This window comes from Acidovorax sp. KPB24-07 (assembly GCF_057543315.1).
Genome location: NZ_BAAJYS010000008.1, coordinates 1 through 14,835 on the forward strand (window position 1 = coordinate 1; position 14,835 = coordinate 14,835).

General features: G+C 68.4%; 13 protein-coding genes. 4 read left to right on the plus strand and 9 right to left on the minus strand.

What is annotated here, in order from left to right:
• Both AC27IQ_RS02375 and AC27IQ_RS02380 read right to left on the minus strand, forming a co-directional pair.
• Positions 1-369: group III truncated hemoglobin (locus AC27IQ_RS02375; protein ID WP_487088003.1), on the minus strand; the 369-nt coding region annotated here is incomplete at its 3' end.
• Positions 370-501: 132 nt separating this feature from the next.
• The gene (locus AC27IQ_RS02380; protein WP_487087961.1) at positions 502-1,440 is read right to left on the minus strand and encodes an HTH-type transcriptional regulator ArgP; all 939 of its coding nucleotides are present in this window, start codon (positions 1,438-1,440) and stop codon (positions 502-504) included.
• A gap of 68 nt (positions 1,441-1,508) precedes the next feature.
• Between AC27IQ_RS02380 and AC27IQ_RS02385 the strand changes: the two genes are divergently transcribed.
• On the plus strand, positions 1,509-2,165 hold the full coding sequence (locus AC27IQ_RS02385) for a LysE/ArgO family amino acid transporter (RefSeq protein WP_487087962.1): 657 nt from the start codon (positions 1,509-1,511) through the stop codon (positions 2,163-2,165).
• A 116-nt stretch (positions 2,166-2,281) separates the two neighbouring features.
• Here the strand turns inward: AC27IQ_RS02385 and AC27IQ_RS02390 are convergent, their stop codons facing one another.
• Positions 2,282-3,175 carry a LysR family transcriptional regulator gene (locus tag AC27IQ_RS02390; RefSeq protein ID WP_487087964.1) on the minus strand — a complete coding sequence of 298 codons (894 nt, stop codon included), beginning with the start codon at positions 3,173-3,175 and terminating at the stop codon, positions 2,282-2,284.
• Positions 3,176-3,329: 154 nt separating this feature from the next.
• Here AC27IQ_RS02390 and AC27IQ_RS02395 point away from each other — a divergent pair, with 154 nt between their 5' ends.
• A complete protein-coding gene (locus tag AC27IQ_RS02395; RefSeq protein ID WP_487087966.1) occupies positions 3,330-4,070 on the plus strand; it encodes an SDR family NAD(P)-dependent oxidoreductase in 741 nt (246 codons plus the stop codon).
• Between the two features lie 148 nt (positions 4,071-4,218).
• Here AC27IQ_RS02395 and AC27IQ_RS02400 read toward each other — a convergent pair whose 3' ends face one another.
• From AC27IQ_RS02400 to mfd, 4 genes are all read right to left on the minus strand, one after another.
• On the minus strand, positions 4,219-5,004 hold the full coding sequence (locus AC27IQ_RS02400) for a MetQ/NlpA family ABC transporter substrate-binding protein (RefSeq protein WP_487088005.1): 786 nt from the start codon (positions 5,002-5,004) through the stop codon (positions 4,219-4,221).
• 256 nt (positions 5,005-5,260) lie between these two features.
• Positions 5,261-5,974: a phosphoserine phosphatase SerB gene (serB, locus tag AC27IQ_RS02405; protein WP_272564097.1), complete on the minus strand. Its 714-nt coding sequence runs from the start codon at positions 5,972-5,974 to the stop codon at positions 5,261-5,263.
• A gap of 158 nt (positions 5,975-6,132) precedes the next feature.
• Positions 6,133-7,110 (minus strand): Bug family tripartite tricarboxylate transporter substrate binding protein, encoded by a 978-nt coding sequence (locus AC27IQ_RS02410; RefSeq protein WP_487087968.1) that lies wholly within the window; start codon positions 7,108-7,110, stop codon positions 6,133-6,135.
• Between the two features lie 289 nt (positions 7,111-7,399).
• On the minus strand, positions 7,400-10,873 hold the full coding sequence (gene mfd / locus AC27IQ_RS02415) for a transcription-repair coupling factor (protein ID WP_487087970.1): 3,474 nt from the start codon (positions 10,871-10,873) through the stop codon (positions 7,400-7,402).
• 153 nt (positions 10,874-11,026) lie between these two features.
• Between mfd and AC27IQ_RS02420 the strand changes: the two genes are divergently transcribed.
• On the plus strand, positions 11,027-11,875 hold the full coding sequence (locus tag AC27IQ_RS02420; RefSeq protein WP_487087972.1) for an IspD/TarI family cytidylyltransferase: 849 nt from the start codon (positions 11,027-11,029) through the stop codon (positions 11,873-11,875).
• 30 nt (positions 11,876-11,905) lie between these two features.
• Positions 11,906-12,397 carry a 2-C-methyl-D-erythritol 2,4-cyclodiphosphate synthase gene (gene ispF, locus AC27IQ_RS02425; RefSeq protein ID WP_284399393.1) on the plus strand — a complete coding sequence of 164 codons (492 nt, stop codon included), beginning with the start codon at positions 11,906-11,908 and terminating at the stop codon, positions 12,395-12,397.
• On the opposite strand, the gene AC27IQ_RS02430 is transcribed toward ispF, so the two are convergent.
• The gene (locus AC27IQ_RS02430; RefSeq protein ID WP_272564092.1) at positions 12,378-13,877 is read right to left on the minus strand and encodes a sensor histidine kinase; all 1,500 of its coding nucleotides are present in this window, start codon (positions 13,875-13,877) and stop codon (positions 12,378-12,380) included. The two genes, ispF and AC27IQ_RS02430, sit on opposite strands and share 20 nt — an antisense overlap.
• A 76-nt stretch (positions 13,878-13,953) precedes the next feature.
• Positions 13,954-14,685 (minus strand): osmolarity response regulator transcription factor OmpR, encoded by a 732-nt coding sequence (ompR, locus tag AC27IQ_RS02435; RefSeq protein ID WP_272564091.1) that lies wholly within the window; start codon positions 14,683-14,685, stop codon positions 13,954-13,956.
• Positions 14,686-14,835 lie beyond the last annotated feature (150 nt).

Sequence of the window (14,835 nt, forward strand, 5' to 3'; positions counted from 1 at the left end):
CGGCCTGTCGCAGGCCGGCAGGTGCCCGAAGCATTTGCGGAACAGCGCGCGGGCCACGCCGTGCGCGGCCTGCTGCAGCGAATGCGCCACCTCCGGCGCGAAGCGGCGCTCGGTGTGCTGCCGCCACAGTCCCACCCAGGCCGCGAAATGCGCCGGCGTCACGCCCTCCAGCGCGCCGTGCCGCGCGAGCACGTTGCGGCGGTAGCGCCGGCTGCCCAGCGCCACCGTGCTCCAGAAGTCCACCATGCGCGCCAGGTGCGGCTCCCAGCGGTCCTGCAGGGCCGCGTCGAACACGGGGCCCAGCAGGGCATCGGCGCGCACGTCGGCGTAGAAGCCGTGCACGAGGTCGGTGATGCCCGCCAGGTCCAGGGTGTGCCGAACGGGGGGCTGAAGGGGGCGGTTGAATCCATCGGATCGGTGCGCGGGGCTGCGCGGTGGTTGAAGTCGTCGGGTGGTCGGGTGAGTTGGACCGGGCCGGGGCAGAGCATGCCCGTTCCGGCGTCAAGGGGTTTGACGCGCAGCAAGCGATGGTCGCGCCGTGCCGTCGCCCAGCCAGGCCCCCGCCGCCGCCATCACGCAGCGCGTGAGCCGCTCCAGCCCCGCCTGGGCCGAGCGCGGCAGCGCCCAGTACAGGGGCACGTCCATCCCCGCCTGCGGCCGCAGCTCCACCAGCGTGCCATCGGCCAGTTGCCGTTCGATCAGCACGGTGGGGTGCATGCCCCAGCCCATGCCGACCTCGCAGCTGCGCAGGAAGCCCTGGTTGGACGGCATGAAGTGGCGGGGCGGGTGGCGGCGCGAGGCCAGGCCCTGGCGCTGCAGCCACTGGTCCTGCAGGCGGTCGTTGCGGCCATAGACCATCATGGGCGCGAGCGCGGCAGTCTCGGGCGTCACGCCGCCGCCGAAGTGGCGCTCCACGAATGGCGGGCTGCCGACCGCCACATAGTGCATGGCGCCCAGCGGCCAGGTGTTGCAGCCCGCGATGCTGCCGGCGCTGGCGGTGACGGCGGCGATCACCTCGCCTTCGCGCAGTCGCTGGGCGGTGTGTTCCTGGTCGTCGATGCGGATGTCCAGCAGCTCGTTGCCTCCTGCGGTGAAGGCCGCCATCGCGTCCATGAACCAGGTCGACAGGGAATCGGCATTCACCGCCAGCTTCAATGTGGGGGCTGGCGCCTGGGTGTCGGGCATCAACGCAGGGTTGGCACGGCGCAGTTCGTTTTCCAGCAAGGCCACCTGTTCCACGTGCAGGCAGAGCCGGCGGCCCGCGTCGGTGCCCGTGCACGGCGTTCCGCGCAGCACCAGCACCTGGCCTGCGCGCTCCTCCAACTGCTTCACGCGCTGCGAGATGGCCGAGGGCGTGACGTGCAGCTTGCGCGCAGCGCGCTCGAAGCTGCCTTCGCGCACCACGGCCGCCAAGGCTTCCAGGCCGGCATAGTCCAGCATTAGTTTTGCTTCATATTGCTTAGATACTTTAAGTTTACTTAAATCAAAGCGGTTCGGACAATTCACCCATGTGGATCGCCTCGCCCTCCTTTTCTGCCGCTTCCGTCTCCGCCTCGTGGCTGGCCGGATTCACGGTGTGCCTGACGTTGATCGTCTCCATCGGCGCACAGAACCTGTTTGTGCTGCGCCAGGCCGTGCAGGGCCGCCATGTACGCGCCTGCATTGCCTGGTGCGTCATCAGCGACGCGTTGCTGGTGGCGGTGGGCGTGGCCGGCATGGCGCAGCTGCTGGGCCGATCGCCCACGCTGGCGTGGTGCCTGACGTTGGGCGGGGCGGTGTTCCTGTTCGCGTACGGATGCTTTGCGTGGCACCGGGCGTTCTGCGCGCCGCAGGCGGCGCTGGCCGCCACGGGGCGGGCCGAACGCAGTGCACTGGGCGTCGTCGGCGCGCTGGCCGTCATCACGCTGCTCAATCCGCACGTGTACCTGGACACCGTGGTGCTGATCGGGTCGATTGGCGCGCGGCAGGATGGCGGCCTGAAGTGGGTCTTCGTGGTGGGTGCCGCCTGCGCCAGCCTGCTGTGGTTTCTCGTGCTGGCCTTCGCGGGTCGGCGGCTGCAGCACGTGTTCGCCGATCCGCGCGCGTGGCGAGTGCTCGACACGTTGACGGGTGCCACCATGTTTGCGCTGGCGTGGTGGGTGGCGCGCAGCCTGCAGGGCGATTGATCCGGCGAGCGAGCGAGTGAGCGCGCCGGCGGCGGTGCCGCCACGTGCGGATCACCGAGCCGCAGCGCCTTCGCTCGATCACCGTGCTGCCCGCTTGGTGCAGCGTGGCGCGGCCTTCAGGGCTTCGCGCGGGCCTGCAGGAAGTCAATGAACACGCGCAGCTTGCGCGGCACGTGGGTGCGGCTCGGGTGGTAGAGGTGGAAGCCCGGAAAGGTCGGCCACCAGGGCTTGAGCACCGGCATCAGCCGGCCTGCGGCGATGTCGTCGGCCACCTGCACTTCGAACACGCAGGCGATGCCGGCGCCGGCGCGCACTGCCGCGACCAGGATGTCTCCGTCGTTCGAGATCAGCGGCCCCTGCACTTCCACCTCGACCGCGCGCCCCCTGTTCGTGTATTCCCAGCGGTAGATCCCTCCGCCCAGCCGCACGTTGAGGCAGCGATGGCCGGCCAGGTCCTGGGGCACCTGCGGCAAGGCGCGTCCTTGCAGGTAACGGGGGGACGCCACCGTTGCGATGCGCTGCCGCCCGCCGATGGGCACGGCCACCACGTCCTGCGCCAGATACTCCCCCAGTCGGATGCCGGCATCGAAGCCGCCAGCCACGATGTCGAGCAGCGCGTTGTCGCAATGCAGGTCGAGCGTGATGTCCGGGAATTCCGCGAGGAACGCCTGCAGGTGCGGTAGCACCACGATGTCGGCGGCGGTGCGCGAAACATTGAGCCGCAGCAGCCCTGACGGCCTGTCCCGCGACTCGTTCATGCCTTCGATGGCAAGCGCCAACGACGCCAGGCTCGGCTGCGCCTGTGCCAGGAACCGCTGGCCCAGTTCAGTGACGCCGACGCGCCGCGTCGAACGGTCAAGCAGCCGCACACCCAGACTGGCTTCCAGCTTGCGGATCGTCTGCGAAAGCGCCGACGGCGACACACCCAGTTCCGTGGCGGCCCGGGTGAAGCTCGCATGGTGCGCAACGCGCGCGAACGCGGCAATGGGGGCAAGGAGATCGGGGGACATGGCGCCGATTGTGAAGCACTGCTTCATGCCGCATGCCGCGAGCACCCATTTATCTGAAGCGACGTTGTGCCTATCGTTGGCGCTTCTCCGGCCCGGCGCCGATGGGAATCCCAGCACTTCATTCCTCCACCCTCATCACCCCAAAGGAAAATCCATGAGCTCACTCTCGGGCAAGGTCGCGATCGTCACCGGTTCATCCAAAGGCATCGGTGCCGGCATCGCCGAGCGACTGGCCGCCGATGGCGCGTCCATCGTCGTGAACTACGCCACCGCCGCATCGGACGCGGACGCCGTTGTGCGCCGCATCACCGCCGCCGGTGGCCGGGCAGTCGCCGCGCAGGCAGACCTCTCGCAGCCATCGCAGATCCAGCCGTTGATCGATGCTGCCCTTGCACAGTTCGGTCGGCTGGACATCCTCGTGAACAATGCGGGCATCTACCGCATGGACTCGCTGGATTCGCTGACGGCGGACAGCATCGATGCCCACTTCGCGCTCAACGTGCGGGGTTTGCTTTTGACCACGCAGGCTGCTGCGCGCGTGCTGCCGGCGGGTGGCGTCGTGGTCAACATCAGTTCGGGGCTGGCCAAGAGTCCCTACCCGGTGGTGCATGCCTACTCGGCCACCAAGGGCGCCGTCGACACGCTGACGCGTTCGCTGGCCATAGAGCTTGGACCCCGCCAGATCCGGGTGGTGGGCATCGCCCCGGGCTTCGTGAAAACGGAAGGCAGTGCCGATGCCCCCAAGGAAATGGTCGACATGCTGGTCGGCAAGACGCCGCTCGGCCGGGTGGGGACGCCGGCGGACATCGCCGACGCCGTGGCGTTCGCGGTGTCGCAGCGCGGTGGATGGGTCACCGGAACGACCATCGACGTTGCCGGGGGCATGGTGTTCTGAGCCCCATCGGAGTCCGGCGGCTCAAAGCGCCGGTGCGCTGCTGGCGCTGGCCACCGGAGGCGACGGCCGTCTGCAGGCGACGCGGCCCGCACGCATCGCCGCGTGTGCCAGTGCGTGCGGGCCGCGCAGGCGCGACGTTGGTCCGCCCTCAGAACGCGGGCACCACGGCGCCCTGGTACTTGTCCTGGATGAACTTCTTCACTTCCGGCGTGTGCAGCGCCTTCACCAGCTTCTGGATGCGGGGGTCGTTGGCGCGGTCGGCGCGCGCGGCCACCAGGTTGGCGTAGGGCGAGTCAGCGCCTTCGATGAACAGCGCGTCCTTGGTGGGGTTGAGCTTGGCCTCGATGGCGTAGTTGGTGTTGATGAGCGCCAGGTCCACGTCCTGCAGCGCGCGCGGCAGCAGGGCGGCTTCGAGTTCGCGGAATTTGAGCTTCTTGGGGTTTTTCACGATGTCGATCGGGGTGGCCGTGATGTTCTTGGGGTCCTTCAGCTCGATCAGGCCCTGCTTTTGCAGCAGGATCAGCGCGCGGCCAGCGTTGGACGGGTCGTTGGGGATGGCGACCAGAGCGCCTTCCTTGAGCTCGCCCACGGCCTTGATCTTCCGGGAGTAGGCGCCGAAGGGCTCCACGTGCACCTTGCCGTCGGGCACGGCGACGATGCTGCTCTTGCGGTCCTTGTTGTAGCTGTCCAGGTAGGGCTGGTGCTGGAAGAAGTTGGCGTCCAGCTGCTTGTCTTCCACCGCGGCATTGGGCTGGATGTAGTCGCTGAATTCCTTGACCTGCAGGTCCACGCCCTGGGCCTTGAGCTGCGGCTTCACGAAGTTCAGGATTTCCGCATGCGGCACCGCCGAGGCCGCGACCTTGAGCACATCGGCGGCATGCGCCGAGAAGACCAAGGTGGCAACGGCAATGGCGGACAGCGTTTTCTTCAGCATGGAGAGGGCTTTCATTTCAGTCGGTTGGATCGGTCGGCGGACGCCCCAGCGCGCGCCGTTAGAAGACGTGAATGTAGTGAAGGGCGCGGGCATGCGCCATTCTTTTATTTTCATATCGATATAACGAGCGATCCTCTTATGCGATCCAGCGGATCGCAGTTCGAATGAAAAGAGGCTGATGCCCTAGTATCGTTTGGCTTGGTTGCTATTGAAATAATAGCAATCGGGGTGGCGCGCCGATGGGCACGCCAGGGCGTCAGCGCAGCACTTCCAGCAGACGATCCAACCCGCCTTCGTTGATCGCCACCTTGGCCTGGGCCCGCACCGCCGGCTTGGCGTGGTAGGCCACCGACAGGCCCGCGGCTCCCATCATGGGCAGGTCGTTGGCGCCGTCACCCACGGCAATGGCCTGGCTGGGCGAAATGCCCAGGAGCGAGGCCACTTCCAGCAGCGTCCGGCGTTTCTCGGCGCCGTCGCAGATGTCGCCCCAGGCCTGGTCCACCATGCGGCCGGTGAGCACGCCGTCCTCGACCTCCAACTGGTTCGACCGCGCGAGATCGATGCCTAGCCCGGCGCGGACCCGGTCGGCGAAGAACGTGAAGCCGCCCGAGACCAGCAGCGTGGTCAAGCCCGCGGAGCGGGCCGCCGCCACCAGTTCCTTGGCGCCGGGGTTGAAGCGCAGCCGCTCGGCGAACACGTGTTCCAGGTGCCCGACGGTCACGCCGCGCAGCAGGGCCACGCGCTGGCGCAGGCTTTCCTTGTAGTCGGTGATCAGGCCCTGCATGGCGGCCTCGGTGATGGCGGCCACTTCGGCCTTGCGGCCCGCCGCGTCGGCGATCTCGTCCACGCACTCGATGTTGATCAGGGTGGAGTCCATGTCGAATGCGATGAGCTTGAAGTCCGACAGGGACAGCGGGGTGGAAAGGCCTTGGACGACAAGGCCGGGAGCGAATTCGGTGGCGGCACTCATGGATGGGGGGAGGAAAGATCCTGCGGCGAAGACAAAAGGAAGGGGAGGGGACTGCCCGGCGCGCAGCGGCGGCGTTCCGGGACACAGCGGGGATTATCCCCAGGTCGCCTGCCGCTGCCTGCCTCTGCCGGGATCGCTGCCGCTCCCGCCTCGTTGCTTCACTGGGGCGCCAGCCCGGCCGCCTTGACCAGTTCGGCGTGCAGTTTGATTTCCGCGGCGATGGTGTCCTGCAGTTGCTGGGTGGTGCCGGGCGCCACCTCCATGCCGCTGGCCGCCAGCCGGGTCTGGGTGTCACCCGCCAAGGCGGTGTGGGCGGCGCTGCGCAGCCGGTCGATGACGGGCTGCGGCGTCCTGGCCGGTGCCAGCAGGCCGACCCAGGCCGACAGTTCCACCTGCGGCACGCCGCTTTCCGCCATGGTGGGCACCTGCGGCAGCACCGCCGAACGCTGCGCGCTCATCACCGCCAGCGCCTGCAGCTTGCCCGACTGGATGTGCGGCAACGCTTCGGGCAGCACGGCGAACATGAGGTCCACGTTGCCCGCCAGCGTGTCGTTGATGGCCGGGGCACCGCCCTTGTACGGCACATGCAGCATGCTCGATTGCGTGCGGGTGCCGAACATCAGCGCCGCCAGGTGCTGCGGGCTGCCGTCGCCCGACGATGCGTAGGTCACCCGGCCCGGCGCGGCCCGGGCCGCCTGCAGCACGGCGGCCACGCTCGGAAACTTCTGCGCGTCCTTGGCCACCAGCACCATCGGCTGGTTCACCAGCTTGGTGATGGGCACGAAGTCGGCCTGCGGGTCATAGGGCAGGGTCTTGAAGATGCTCTTGTTGGTGGTCAGGAACGACGCGGGCGACACCATGATCGTGTAGCCGTCCGGCGCCGCACGGGCCACCATGGGCGTGCCGATCTGGCCCGAAGCGCCCGCCTTGTTGTCCACCACGAACGGCTGGCCCAGTTCGGCCGCCATCTTCTGGCCCACCATGCGCGCGATCATGTCGGCGCTGCCGCCAGCGGGGAGCGCGACGATCACTTTCACCGGGCGGTCCGGGTAGGTGCCCTGGGCCAGCGCGGGCGCTGCCGTGGCCACGAGGCCGAGGGCGCAGAAAAATGCCGGGATCGGGCGTGCAACACGCATGGGCGGACTCCTTGGATCGGTTGGAACGAATGGCCGCCGGTGCCATCCCGGCGCGTGCCATCGTCCAAGCAATTCCTGCACCCGTTCGCGGTGTGCTGGCGCGTGCGCCAGCGATTGGCATGTCGGATGCTATTATTTTTATAGCTATATGCCCTAGTACTTATTGCGCTCAGGGCACGTTTCGCTCTGAATGCAAAGGGTCCGGCCAGATGGCGGGGCGCCCCGGCCGGAAGGCACCGAACACCGTGCATGGCATGCCGCTCACCACGGCACCGTCCCAAGCCATCCGTCAGGCGGGCGCGCCCTGCGCCAGCGGCTGCCCCAGGCTGCGCAGCACGTCGCGCACCATCTGCACCCGGTCCTTGGCCTCGGGCAGTTCGCGTTCGATGCGCAGCTTCTCGTTGCCGGCCAGCTTGATGTGCTTGTTCTTCTGGATCAGGTGGATGATGTTCATCGGATCAATCGGCGGCTGCGGCTTGAAGGTGATGTGGATCACGCCGGGCGCCGCATCCACCTTGACCACGCCATAGGGTTGGCTCATGCAGCGCAGGCGGTGCACGTCGATCAGGGTCTGCGCCTGCGGCGGCAGCTTGCCGAAGCGGTCCACGATCTCCTCCAGCAGGCTGTCGATCTGGTCGGTGGTCTTGGCGGTGGCCAGCTTCTTGTAGAACGACAGGCGCAGGTGCACGTCGCCGCAGTAGTCATTGGGCAGCAGCGCGGGCGCGTGCAGGTTGATGTCGGTGGTGACGGACAGCGGCGCCAGCAGGTCGGGCTCCTTGCCCGCCTTGAGCGAGCGCACGGCCTCCGACAGCATCTCGTTGTAGAGCTGGAACCCCACCTCCAGCATGTTGCCGCTCTGGTTCTCGCCCAGCACCTCGCCCGCGCCGCGGATCTCCAGGTCGTGCATGGCCAGGTAGAAGCCGCTGCCCAGCTCTTCCATCTGCTGGATGGCATCGAGCCGCTGCGCGGCCTGCTTGGTCAGGCCCTCGATGTCCGGCACCATGAGGTAGGCGTAGGCCTGGTGGTGGCTGCGGCCCACGCGGCCGCGCAGCTGGTGCAACTGCGCCAGGCCGAACTTGTCGGCGCGGCTCATGATGATGGTGTTGGCCGTGGGCACGTCGATGCCGGTCTCGATGATGGTCGAGCACAGCAGGATGTTGTAGCGCTGTGCCACGAAATCGCGCATGACCTTTTCCAGCTCGCGCTCGGGCATCTGGCCGTGGGCCACGGCGATGCGGGCCTCGGGCAATATCTCTTCCAGCTTCTGGCGCCGGTTCTCGATGGTCTCGACCTCGTTGTGCAGGAAGTAGCACTGCCCGCCGCGCTTGAGCTCGCGCAGCACGGCCTCGCGGATCACGCCCGTGCCCTCGTTGCGCACGAAGGTCTTGATGGCCAGGCGCCGCTGGGGCGCCGTGGCGATCACGGACAGGTCGCGCAGGCCCTCCAGCGCCATGCCGAGCGTGCGTGGGATGGGCGTGGCGGTGAGGGTGAGCACGTCCACCTCGGCGCGCAGCGCCTTCATCTGCTCCTTGTGGCGCACGCCGAAGCGGTGCTCCTCGTCGATGATGAGCAGGCCCAGGTTGTGGAATTGGGTGGATTCGGAGAGCAGCTTGTGCGTGCCCACCACGATGTCCACCGTGCCGTCGCCGATGCCCTTGATGGCAGAGGTGATCTCCTTGCCCGAACGGAAGCGCGACACCTCGGCCACCTTCACCGGCCACTTGCCGAAGCGGTCCATCAGCGTCTGGTAGTGCTGCTCGGCCAGCAGCGTGGTGGGTGCGAGGAACGCCACCTGCTTGCCGCCCGTGACGGCCACGAAGGCCGCGCGCAGGGCCACCTCGGTCTTGCCGAAGCCCACGTCGCCGCAGACCAGGCGGTCCATGGGGCGGGGCGAGATCATGTCCTGGATGACCGCATGGATGGCCGCGTTCTGGTCGGCCGTTTCCTCGAAGCCGAAGTCGTTGGCGAACTGCTCGTAGTCCTGTGGCGAGTAGCGGAAGGCGTGGCCTTCGCGCGCCGCGCGGCGGGCGTAGATGTTGAGCAGCTCGGCCGCGGAGTCGCGCACCTGCTCGGCCGCCTTGCGCTTGGCCTTCTCCCACTGGCCGCTGCCCAGCTTGTGCAGCGGCGCCTCGTCGGCGCTCACACCCGTGTAGCGGCTGATGAGCTGCAGCTGGCTGACGGGCACGTACAGCACCGCCTTGTCGGCGTATTCGAGGTGCAGAAATTCCTGCAGCGCGGGCGTGCCGTCGGGGTTCTTCTGGCCCACGTCCATGTTGATGAGCCCGTGGTAGCGGCCGATGCCATGCGCGCTGTGCACCACCGGGTCGCCCACGTTGAGCTCGGACAGGTCCTTGATCAGCGCCTCGACATCGCTCACCTGCTCCTGCTTCTTGCGCCGGCGCGTGGTGGCGCCGGCGGCGAACAGCTCCGTCTCGGTCACGAAGTCGATGCCGTCGCCGAGCCAGCTGAAGCCCGTCGTGACGGCGGCCGTGGCGATGCCCACCTTCTCCTCGGCATGGGCCTGGAACTCGGCCAGCGAGTCGAAGGCCGGCGGGCTCAACTGAGAGGCGCGCAGGAAATCGAGCAGGCTCTCGCGCCGCCCGGCGCTTTCCGCCAGCAGCAGCACGCGGTGCGGGGTGTTGCGGATGTGGGCGTGCAGGCGCGCCAGGGGGTCTTCGGCACCGCGCGCCACCGACAGGTCGCCCAGCTTCTGGAAATGGGCGTTGTCGGCAATGTCCTCCACGCCCGGTCGCAAGGCGAGCTGCGGGTGCGCGTTGGCCCGGGTGTAGAACTGCTCGGTGGTGAGGAACAGCGCTTCCGGCGGCAGGGCCGGGCGGTCCGGGTCGCCCTGGATCAGGCGGTAGCGGTCCTTGGTGTCCTGCCAGAACCGCTGGAAGGCCGGCTCCAGATCGCCATGCAGCACCACGGTGGCCTCGGCGCCGAGGTAGTCGAACACGGTCGCCGTCTCGTCGAAGAAGAGCGGCAGGTAGTACTCGATGCCCGCGGTGGCCACGCCGTTGCCCATGTCCTTGTAGATGCGGCTCTTGGTCGGATCGCCCTCCAGCATCTCGCGCCAGCGGCTGCGGAATTTGGCCCGCGCGTCGTCGTCCATCGGGAATTCGCGGCCCGGCAGCAGGCGCACCTCCGGCACGGGGTACAGGCTGCGCTGGCTGTCCGGGTCGAATGTGCGGATGCTGTCGATCTCATCGTCGAACAGGTCCACGCGGTAAGGCACCAGCGAGCCCATGGGAAAGAGGTCGATCAGCCCGCCGCGCACCGCGTACTCGCCCGGGCTCACCACCTGCGACACGTGGGAGTAGCCCGCCAGCGTGAGCTGCGCCTTGAACTTCGCCTCGTCCAGCTTCTGCTTGACCTTGAAGTGGAAGGTGTAGCCCGCGAGAAAGGAGGGCGGCGCCACCCGGTACAGCGCCGTGGTGGCCGGCACCAGCACCACGTCCGCTTCGCCCTGGCTGATGCGCCACAGCGTAGCCAGGCGCTCGCTGATCAGGTCCTGGTGCGGGGAGAACGTGTCGTAGGGCAGCGTCTCCCAGTCGGGGAACAGCGCGCAGCGCAGCTCGGGGGCGAAGAACGCCATCTCGTCGATGAGGCGCCGCGCATCGGTGGCGTCGGCCGTCACGATGGCGGTGGTGCGCCGCGCGGCTTTCTCTCGCTCGCCCAGGCGCGCCAGCAGCAGGGCATCGGCGCTGCCCACCGGGCGTGGCAGGGTGAAACGTTTTCCGGGGATGAGTTTGGGGAGGTCCATGCGGGTGGCGGTGCGTCGGGCCCGGGACACCGGCCCCGGGGGCGCGGTGTGCGCGGCGGTCGGGCGGTGCGGGCGAGTGGCAATTCTAGGCGGGCGTGCTCTCGGCGCACGTTGTCAGATGGGGACGCCCGCCCCTCCTACAATGGCCGCCCCATGACCGATCTGCTCCCGCACCTTTCGCCGCCACCGCTCTCCGGCCAGGGGCGTTTCTGGGCCCTGGTGCCCTGTGCCGGCGTGGGCGCCCGTGCGGTGGCGCAGCCTTCGGGGATCGACCGGGTGGCGCCAGGCCAGGTGCCGGTGCTGCCCAAGCAGTACCAGCCGGTGGCCGGGCATCCCATGGTCCTGCACACCCTGGCCGCGTTCGCCGGTGTGGGCCGGCTGCTGGGCACGCTGGTGGCCGTGGCCCCGGGCGATGCGTTTTTCGACGGCCAGCCGCAGCCCACCTTCTTCGTGGCCCCCTGCGGGGGCGCCACCCGCGCGGCGACGGTGCTGGGCGGCCTGCGCGTGCTGCAAGAGCGCGGCGCGCTGCCCGAAGATTGGGTGCTGGTGCACGATGCGGCCCGCTGCCTGGTCACCACGGCGCAGATCGACGCGTTGATCGACGCCTGCGCCGACGACGCCGTGGGCGGGCTGCTGGCCCACAAGCTGGCCGACACGCTCAAGACCGCGATCGACGGCCCGGGCGGCGTGCGCGTGTCCTCCACGGTGGACCGCACCGACAAGTGGCTCGCCCAGACGCCCCAGATGTTCCGCCTCGGGCCGCTGCGGCAGGCGCTGGAGCACCTGGGCCCGGCGGCCACCGACGAAGCGAGCGCCATGGAGGCCATGGGCCTGCACCCCCGGCTGGTGCCGGGCGGCGCGCAGAACTTCAAGGTGACCTACCCGGCCGACTTCGCGCTGGCCGAAGCGGTGCTGGCGCAGCGCATGCATGCCGCCACCCTGGACCGCTTCGGCGGCGCCCGGGGCGAAGCCTCGGCCGTGCCGGGCAAGACGATTTTTTAGGCGCGCGCAGCGCCTGCAGGAAAGCGAACGATGAACATCCGAATCGGCGAAGGCTGGGACGTGCATGCGCTGGTGCCGGGGCGCCGCCTCGTCATCGGCGGTGTGGACGTGCCGCACACCATGGGCCTGCTCGGCCATTCCGATGCCGACGTGCTGCTGCACGCCATCACCGACGCGTTGCTGGGCGCCGCCGCGCTGGGGGACATCGGCAGCCACTTCCCGGACACCGACCCCACGTTCAAAGGCGCGGATTCGGTGGCGCTGCTGGTGGAGGCCGCGCGGCGCGTGCGCGCGCAGGGCTACGAGATCGGCAACATCGACAGCACGGTGATCGCGCAGGCGCCGCGCCTGGCCGCCCACATCCCCGCGATGCGGGCCCGCATCGCGCAGGCGCTGTCGCTGCAGGAGGGGCAGGTCAACGTCAAGGCCAAGACCGCCGAGCGGCTCGGCCCGGTGGGTCAGGGCCTCGCCATGGAGGCCCGGGCCGCGACGCTGCTGTTCGTCAAGCCTTCGCCGGCTTAGGGCGGCGCGGGGGCAGGTTGCGCTTGATCTGAGGGCGCTGCAGGCGCTGCTTGGGGTCCTTGCCGCCGGGCAGGTCGGTCGCCCGCTGCAATTGGATGTGGGCCACCAGGCCGCCCGATCCCGAATTGGCCAGGGCGAAGATGCCGCCCATGCGCTGCACCGTCTTGTCCACGATGGACAGGCCCAGGCCCGCGCCGGCAGCCGCCGTGCGGGCCGAATTGCCGCGGAAGAACGGCTTGGTCAGGTTGGCCAGCTGCTCCGGCGGCACGCCCGGGCCATGGTCGCGCACCTTGATCAGCACCCACTTCTCGCGCCCCTTGGCCGCGATGTCCACGGTGGCCGTGCCGCTGTCGTGCGTCTTGCCGTAGCGGCGGGCATTCTCGAGCAGGTTGGAGATCACGCGCGCCAGTTCGACCTCGTCGGCCAGCACGTTCAGGTCCTCGGGCACGTTCATCGAGATCTGCAGCTCGCGGTGGTCCTGCACGGCGTACACACACGACGACACCACGCCATGCAGGTTGACCGGGTTCAGGGTCACGTTGTCGGGCCGGGCGTAGTCGAGGAATTTGTCGATGGTGGCGTCGAGCTGCACGATGTCGGCCACCATGTGTTCGCGGGCCACGTTGTCCGACACGCTCATTTCGGTTTCCAGCCGCAGGCGGGCCAGGGGCGTGCGCAGGTCATGCGAAATGCCCGCCAGCATCACGGCGCGGTCCTGCTCCAGCTTGGCGAGCTTTTGCGCCATGCGGTTGAAGCCGATGTTCACCTCGCGGATTTCGCTGGTCACGGCTTCTTCGTCGAGCTGGCTGGCGGCGAAGTCGCCGTCGCGCACCCGGTTGGCGGCATACGACAGCTGCTTGAGCGGCCGGTTGATGAGGCGCGCGATGGCTGCGGCACCCGCCAGCGACAGGGCCGCGGCGGTGATGAGCCAGATCATCCAGGTCTTGCCCCCGGCCGCGCTCAAGCGGGACCGGTCCATCAGCAGCCAGTTGGGGTCGCCGTTGATGGTGAAGCCCACCCACAGGCCGCTTTCGCCATTGACGTTGCTCGCCACGATGGTGCCCGGCCCCAGGCGGGTAGTGAGCTCTTCGGTCAGCCGCATGCCGAGCGCCGATGCGTCCAGCAGGTCGAACCGGTCGGAAGGCTCGCGCGGCAGGATGCGAACGCCTTCCTGGTCGGCCATGGTCTTGATCAGCGAGACGCGCGCGATCGCATCGGCATGCACCAGCGCCGCGCGGCTCAGGTTCACCAGCGAGGCGATCTGCTGCGCCGTCTGCAGCGTGCGCGGCTCGAACTCCAGCGCCCGCAGCGTCTGCAGCCAGGCCAGGATGCTGCCCACCAGCAGCAGCGCGAGCAGGAAGAACGTGCGCCAGAAGAGGTTCAGCCCCACCCGTGCACGCTGCGCCCGCAGGTACACGGGGGCCTCCAGGGGGGCGGGGCTGGTGGCGTCGGACGACGCTGCTTCGTAGTTGGCGCTCATGTCGTGAGAATCATCGGGAAATTGCCGAAGGGCAGAGGGCGCCACGGAGAAAACGCGGCCCTCGGCAAAAGGGAGATCAGCTCGTGCCGTCCGGCACGAACACGTAGCCCACGCCCCAGACCGTCTGGATGTAGCGCGGCGCCGCGGCGTCCACCTCGACCAGTTTGCGAAGGCGGGACACCTGCACGTCCAGGCTGCGGTCGAACGGCTCGAACTCGCGGCCACGCGCCAGCAGGGCCAGCTTTTCCCGCGACAGCGGTTGCCGTGGATGGCGGACCAGCGCCTTCAGCATGGCGAACTCGCCGGTGGTGAGTGGCAGCTCTTCGCCGCTGCGCTGCAGTGCGCGCGTGCCCAGATCAAAGGTGAAGGGACCGAAGGTGACGACCTCGTTGTCGCCCGACGGAGCGCCCGGCGCCTCTTGCGGCGGCCTGCGGCGCAGCACCGCGTGGATGCGGGCCAGCAGTTCGCGGGGATTGAACGGCTTGCCCAGGTAATCGTCGGCGCCCACTTCCAGGCCCACGATGCGGTCCACGTCCTCGCCCTTGGCGGTCAGCATGATGATGGGAGTGCGATCGTTGGCGGCGCGAAGGCGGCGGCAGATCGAGAGGCCGTCCTCGCCGGGCATCATCAGGTCCAGCACGATGAGGTCCACGGTTTCGCGCAGCAGAATGCGGTTGAGGGCCTTGCCATCTTCCGCAACCATGACTTCGAAGCCCTCTTGCGTGAGATAGCGCCGCAGCAAATCGCGAATGCGGGCGTCGTCATCCACCACGAGAATCTTGTCGGTACGGTTGGTTGTTGAGGCCATTTGTTTCCCAAGTCCTATTTGTAACAGAGCCGATTCTGACCACCTTGAACCCCGAAGTTCGGCTTTTTGCCAGATACCTGACCAACTGTTACAAGTTTTGCCCCGCCACGCACAGACGCTATCGGGCCTTTACCGCCGATTGATCCGGAC

Excerpts from the sequence above, each read along its gene's own strand:
- AC27IQ_RS02380 (WP_487087961.1), bottom strand. The coding sequence starts at position 1,440 with ATGCTGGACTATGCCGGCCTGGAAGCCTTGGCGGCCGTGGTGCGCGAA.
- AC27IQ_RS02385 (WP_487087962.1), top strand. The coding sequence starts at position 1,509 with ATGTGGATCGCCTCGCCCTCCTTTTCTGCCGCTTCCGTCTCCGCCTCG.
- AC27IQ_RS02390 (WP_487087964.1), bottom strand. The coding sequence starts at position 3,175 with ATGTCCCCCGATCTCCTTGCCCCCATTGCCGCGTTCGCGCGCGTTGCG.
- AC27IQ_RS02395 (WP_487087966.1), top strand. The coding sequence starts at position 3,330 with ATGAGCTCACTCTCGGGCAAGGTCGCGATCGTCACCGGTTCATCCAAA.
- AC27IQ_RS02400 (WP_487088005.1), bottom strand. The coding sequence starts at position 5,004 with ATGCTGAAGAAAACGCTGTCCGCCATTGCCGTTGCCACCTTGGTCTTC.
- serB (WP_272564097.1), bottom strand. The coding sequence starts at position 5,974 with ATGAGTGCCGCCACCGAATTCGCTCCCGGCCTTGTCGTCCAAGGCCTT.
- AC27IQ_RS02410 (WP_487087968.1), bottom strand. The coding sequence starts at position 7,110 with ATGCGTGTTGCACGCCCGATCCCGGCATTTTTCTGCGCCCTCGGCCTC.
- mfd (WP_487087970.1), bottom strand. The coding sequence starts at position 10,873 with ATGGACCTCCCCAAACTCATCCCCGGAAAACGTTTCACCCTGCCACGC.
- AC27IQ_RS02420 (WP_487087972.1), top strand. The coding sequence starts at position 11,027 with ATGACCGATCTGCTCCCGCACCTTTCGCCGCCACCGCTCTCCGGCCAG.
- ispF (WP_284399393.1), top strand. The coding sequence starts at position 11,906 with ATGAACATCCGAATCGGCGAAGGCTGGGACGTGCATGCGCTGGTGCCG.
- AC27IQ_RS02430 (WP_272564092.1), bottom strand. The coding sequence starts at position 13,877 with ATGAGCGCCAACTACGAAGCAGCGTCGTCCGACGCCACCAGCCCCGCC.
- ompR (WP_272564091.1), bottom strand. The coding sequence starts at position 14,685 with ATGGCCTCAACAACCAACCGTACCGACAAGATTCTCGTGGTGGATGAC.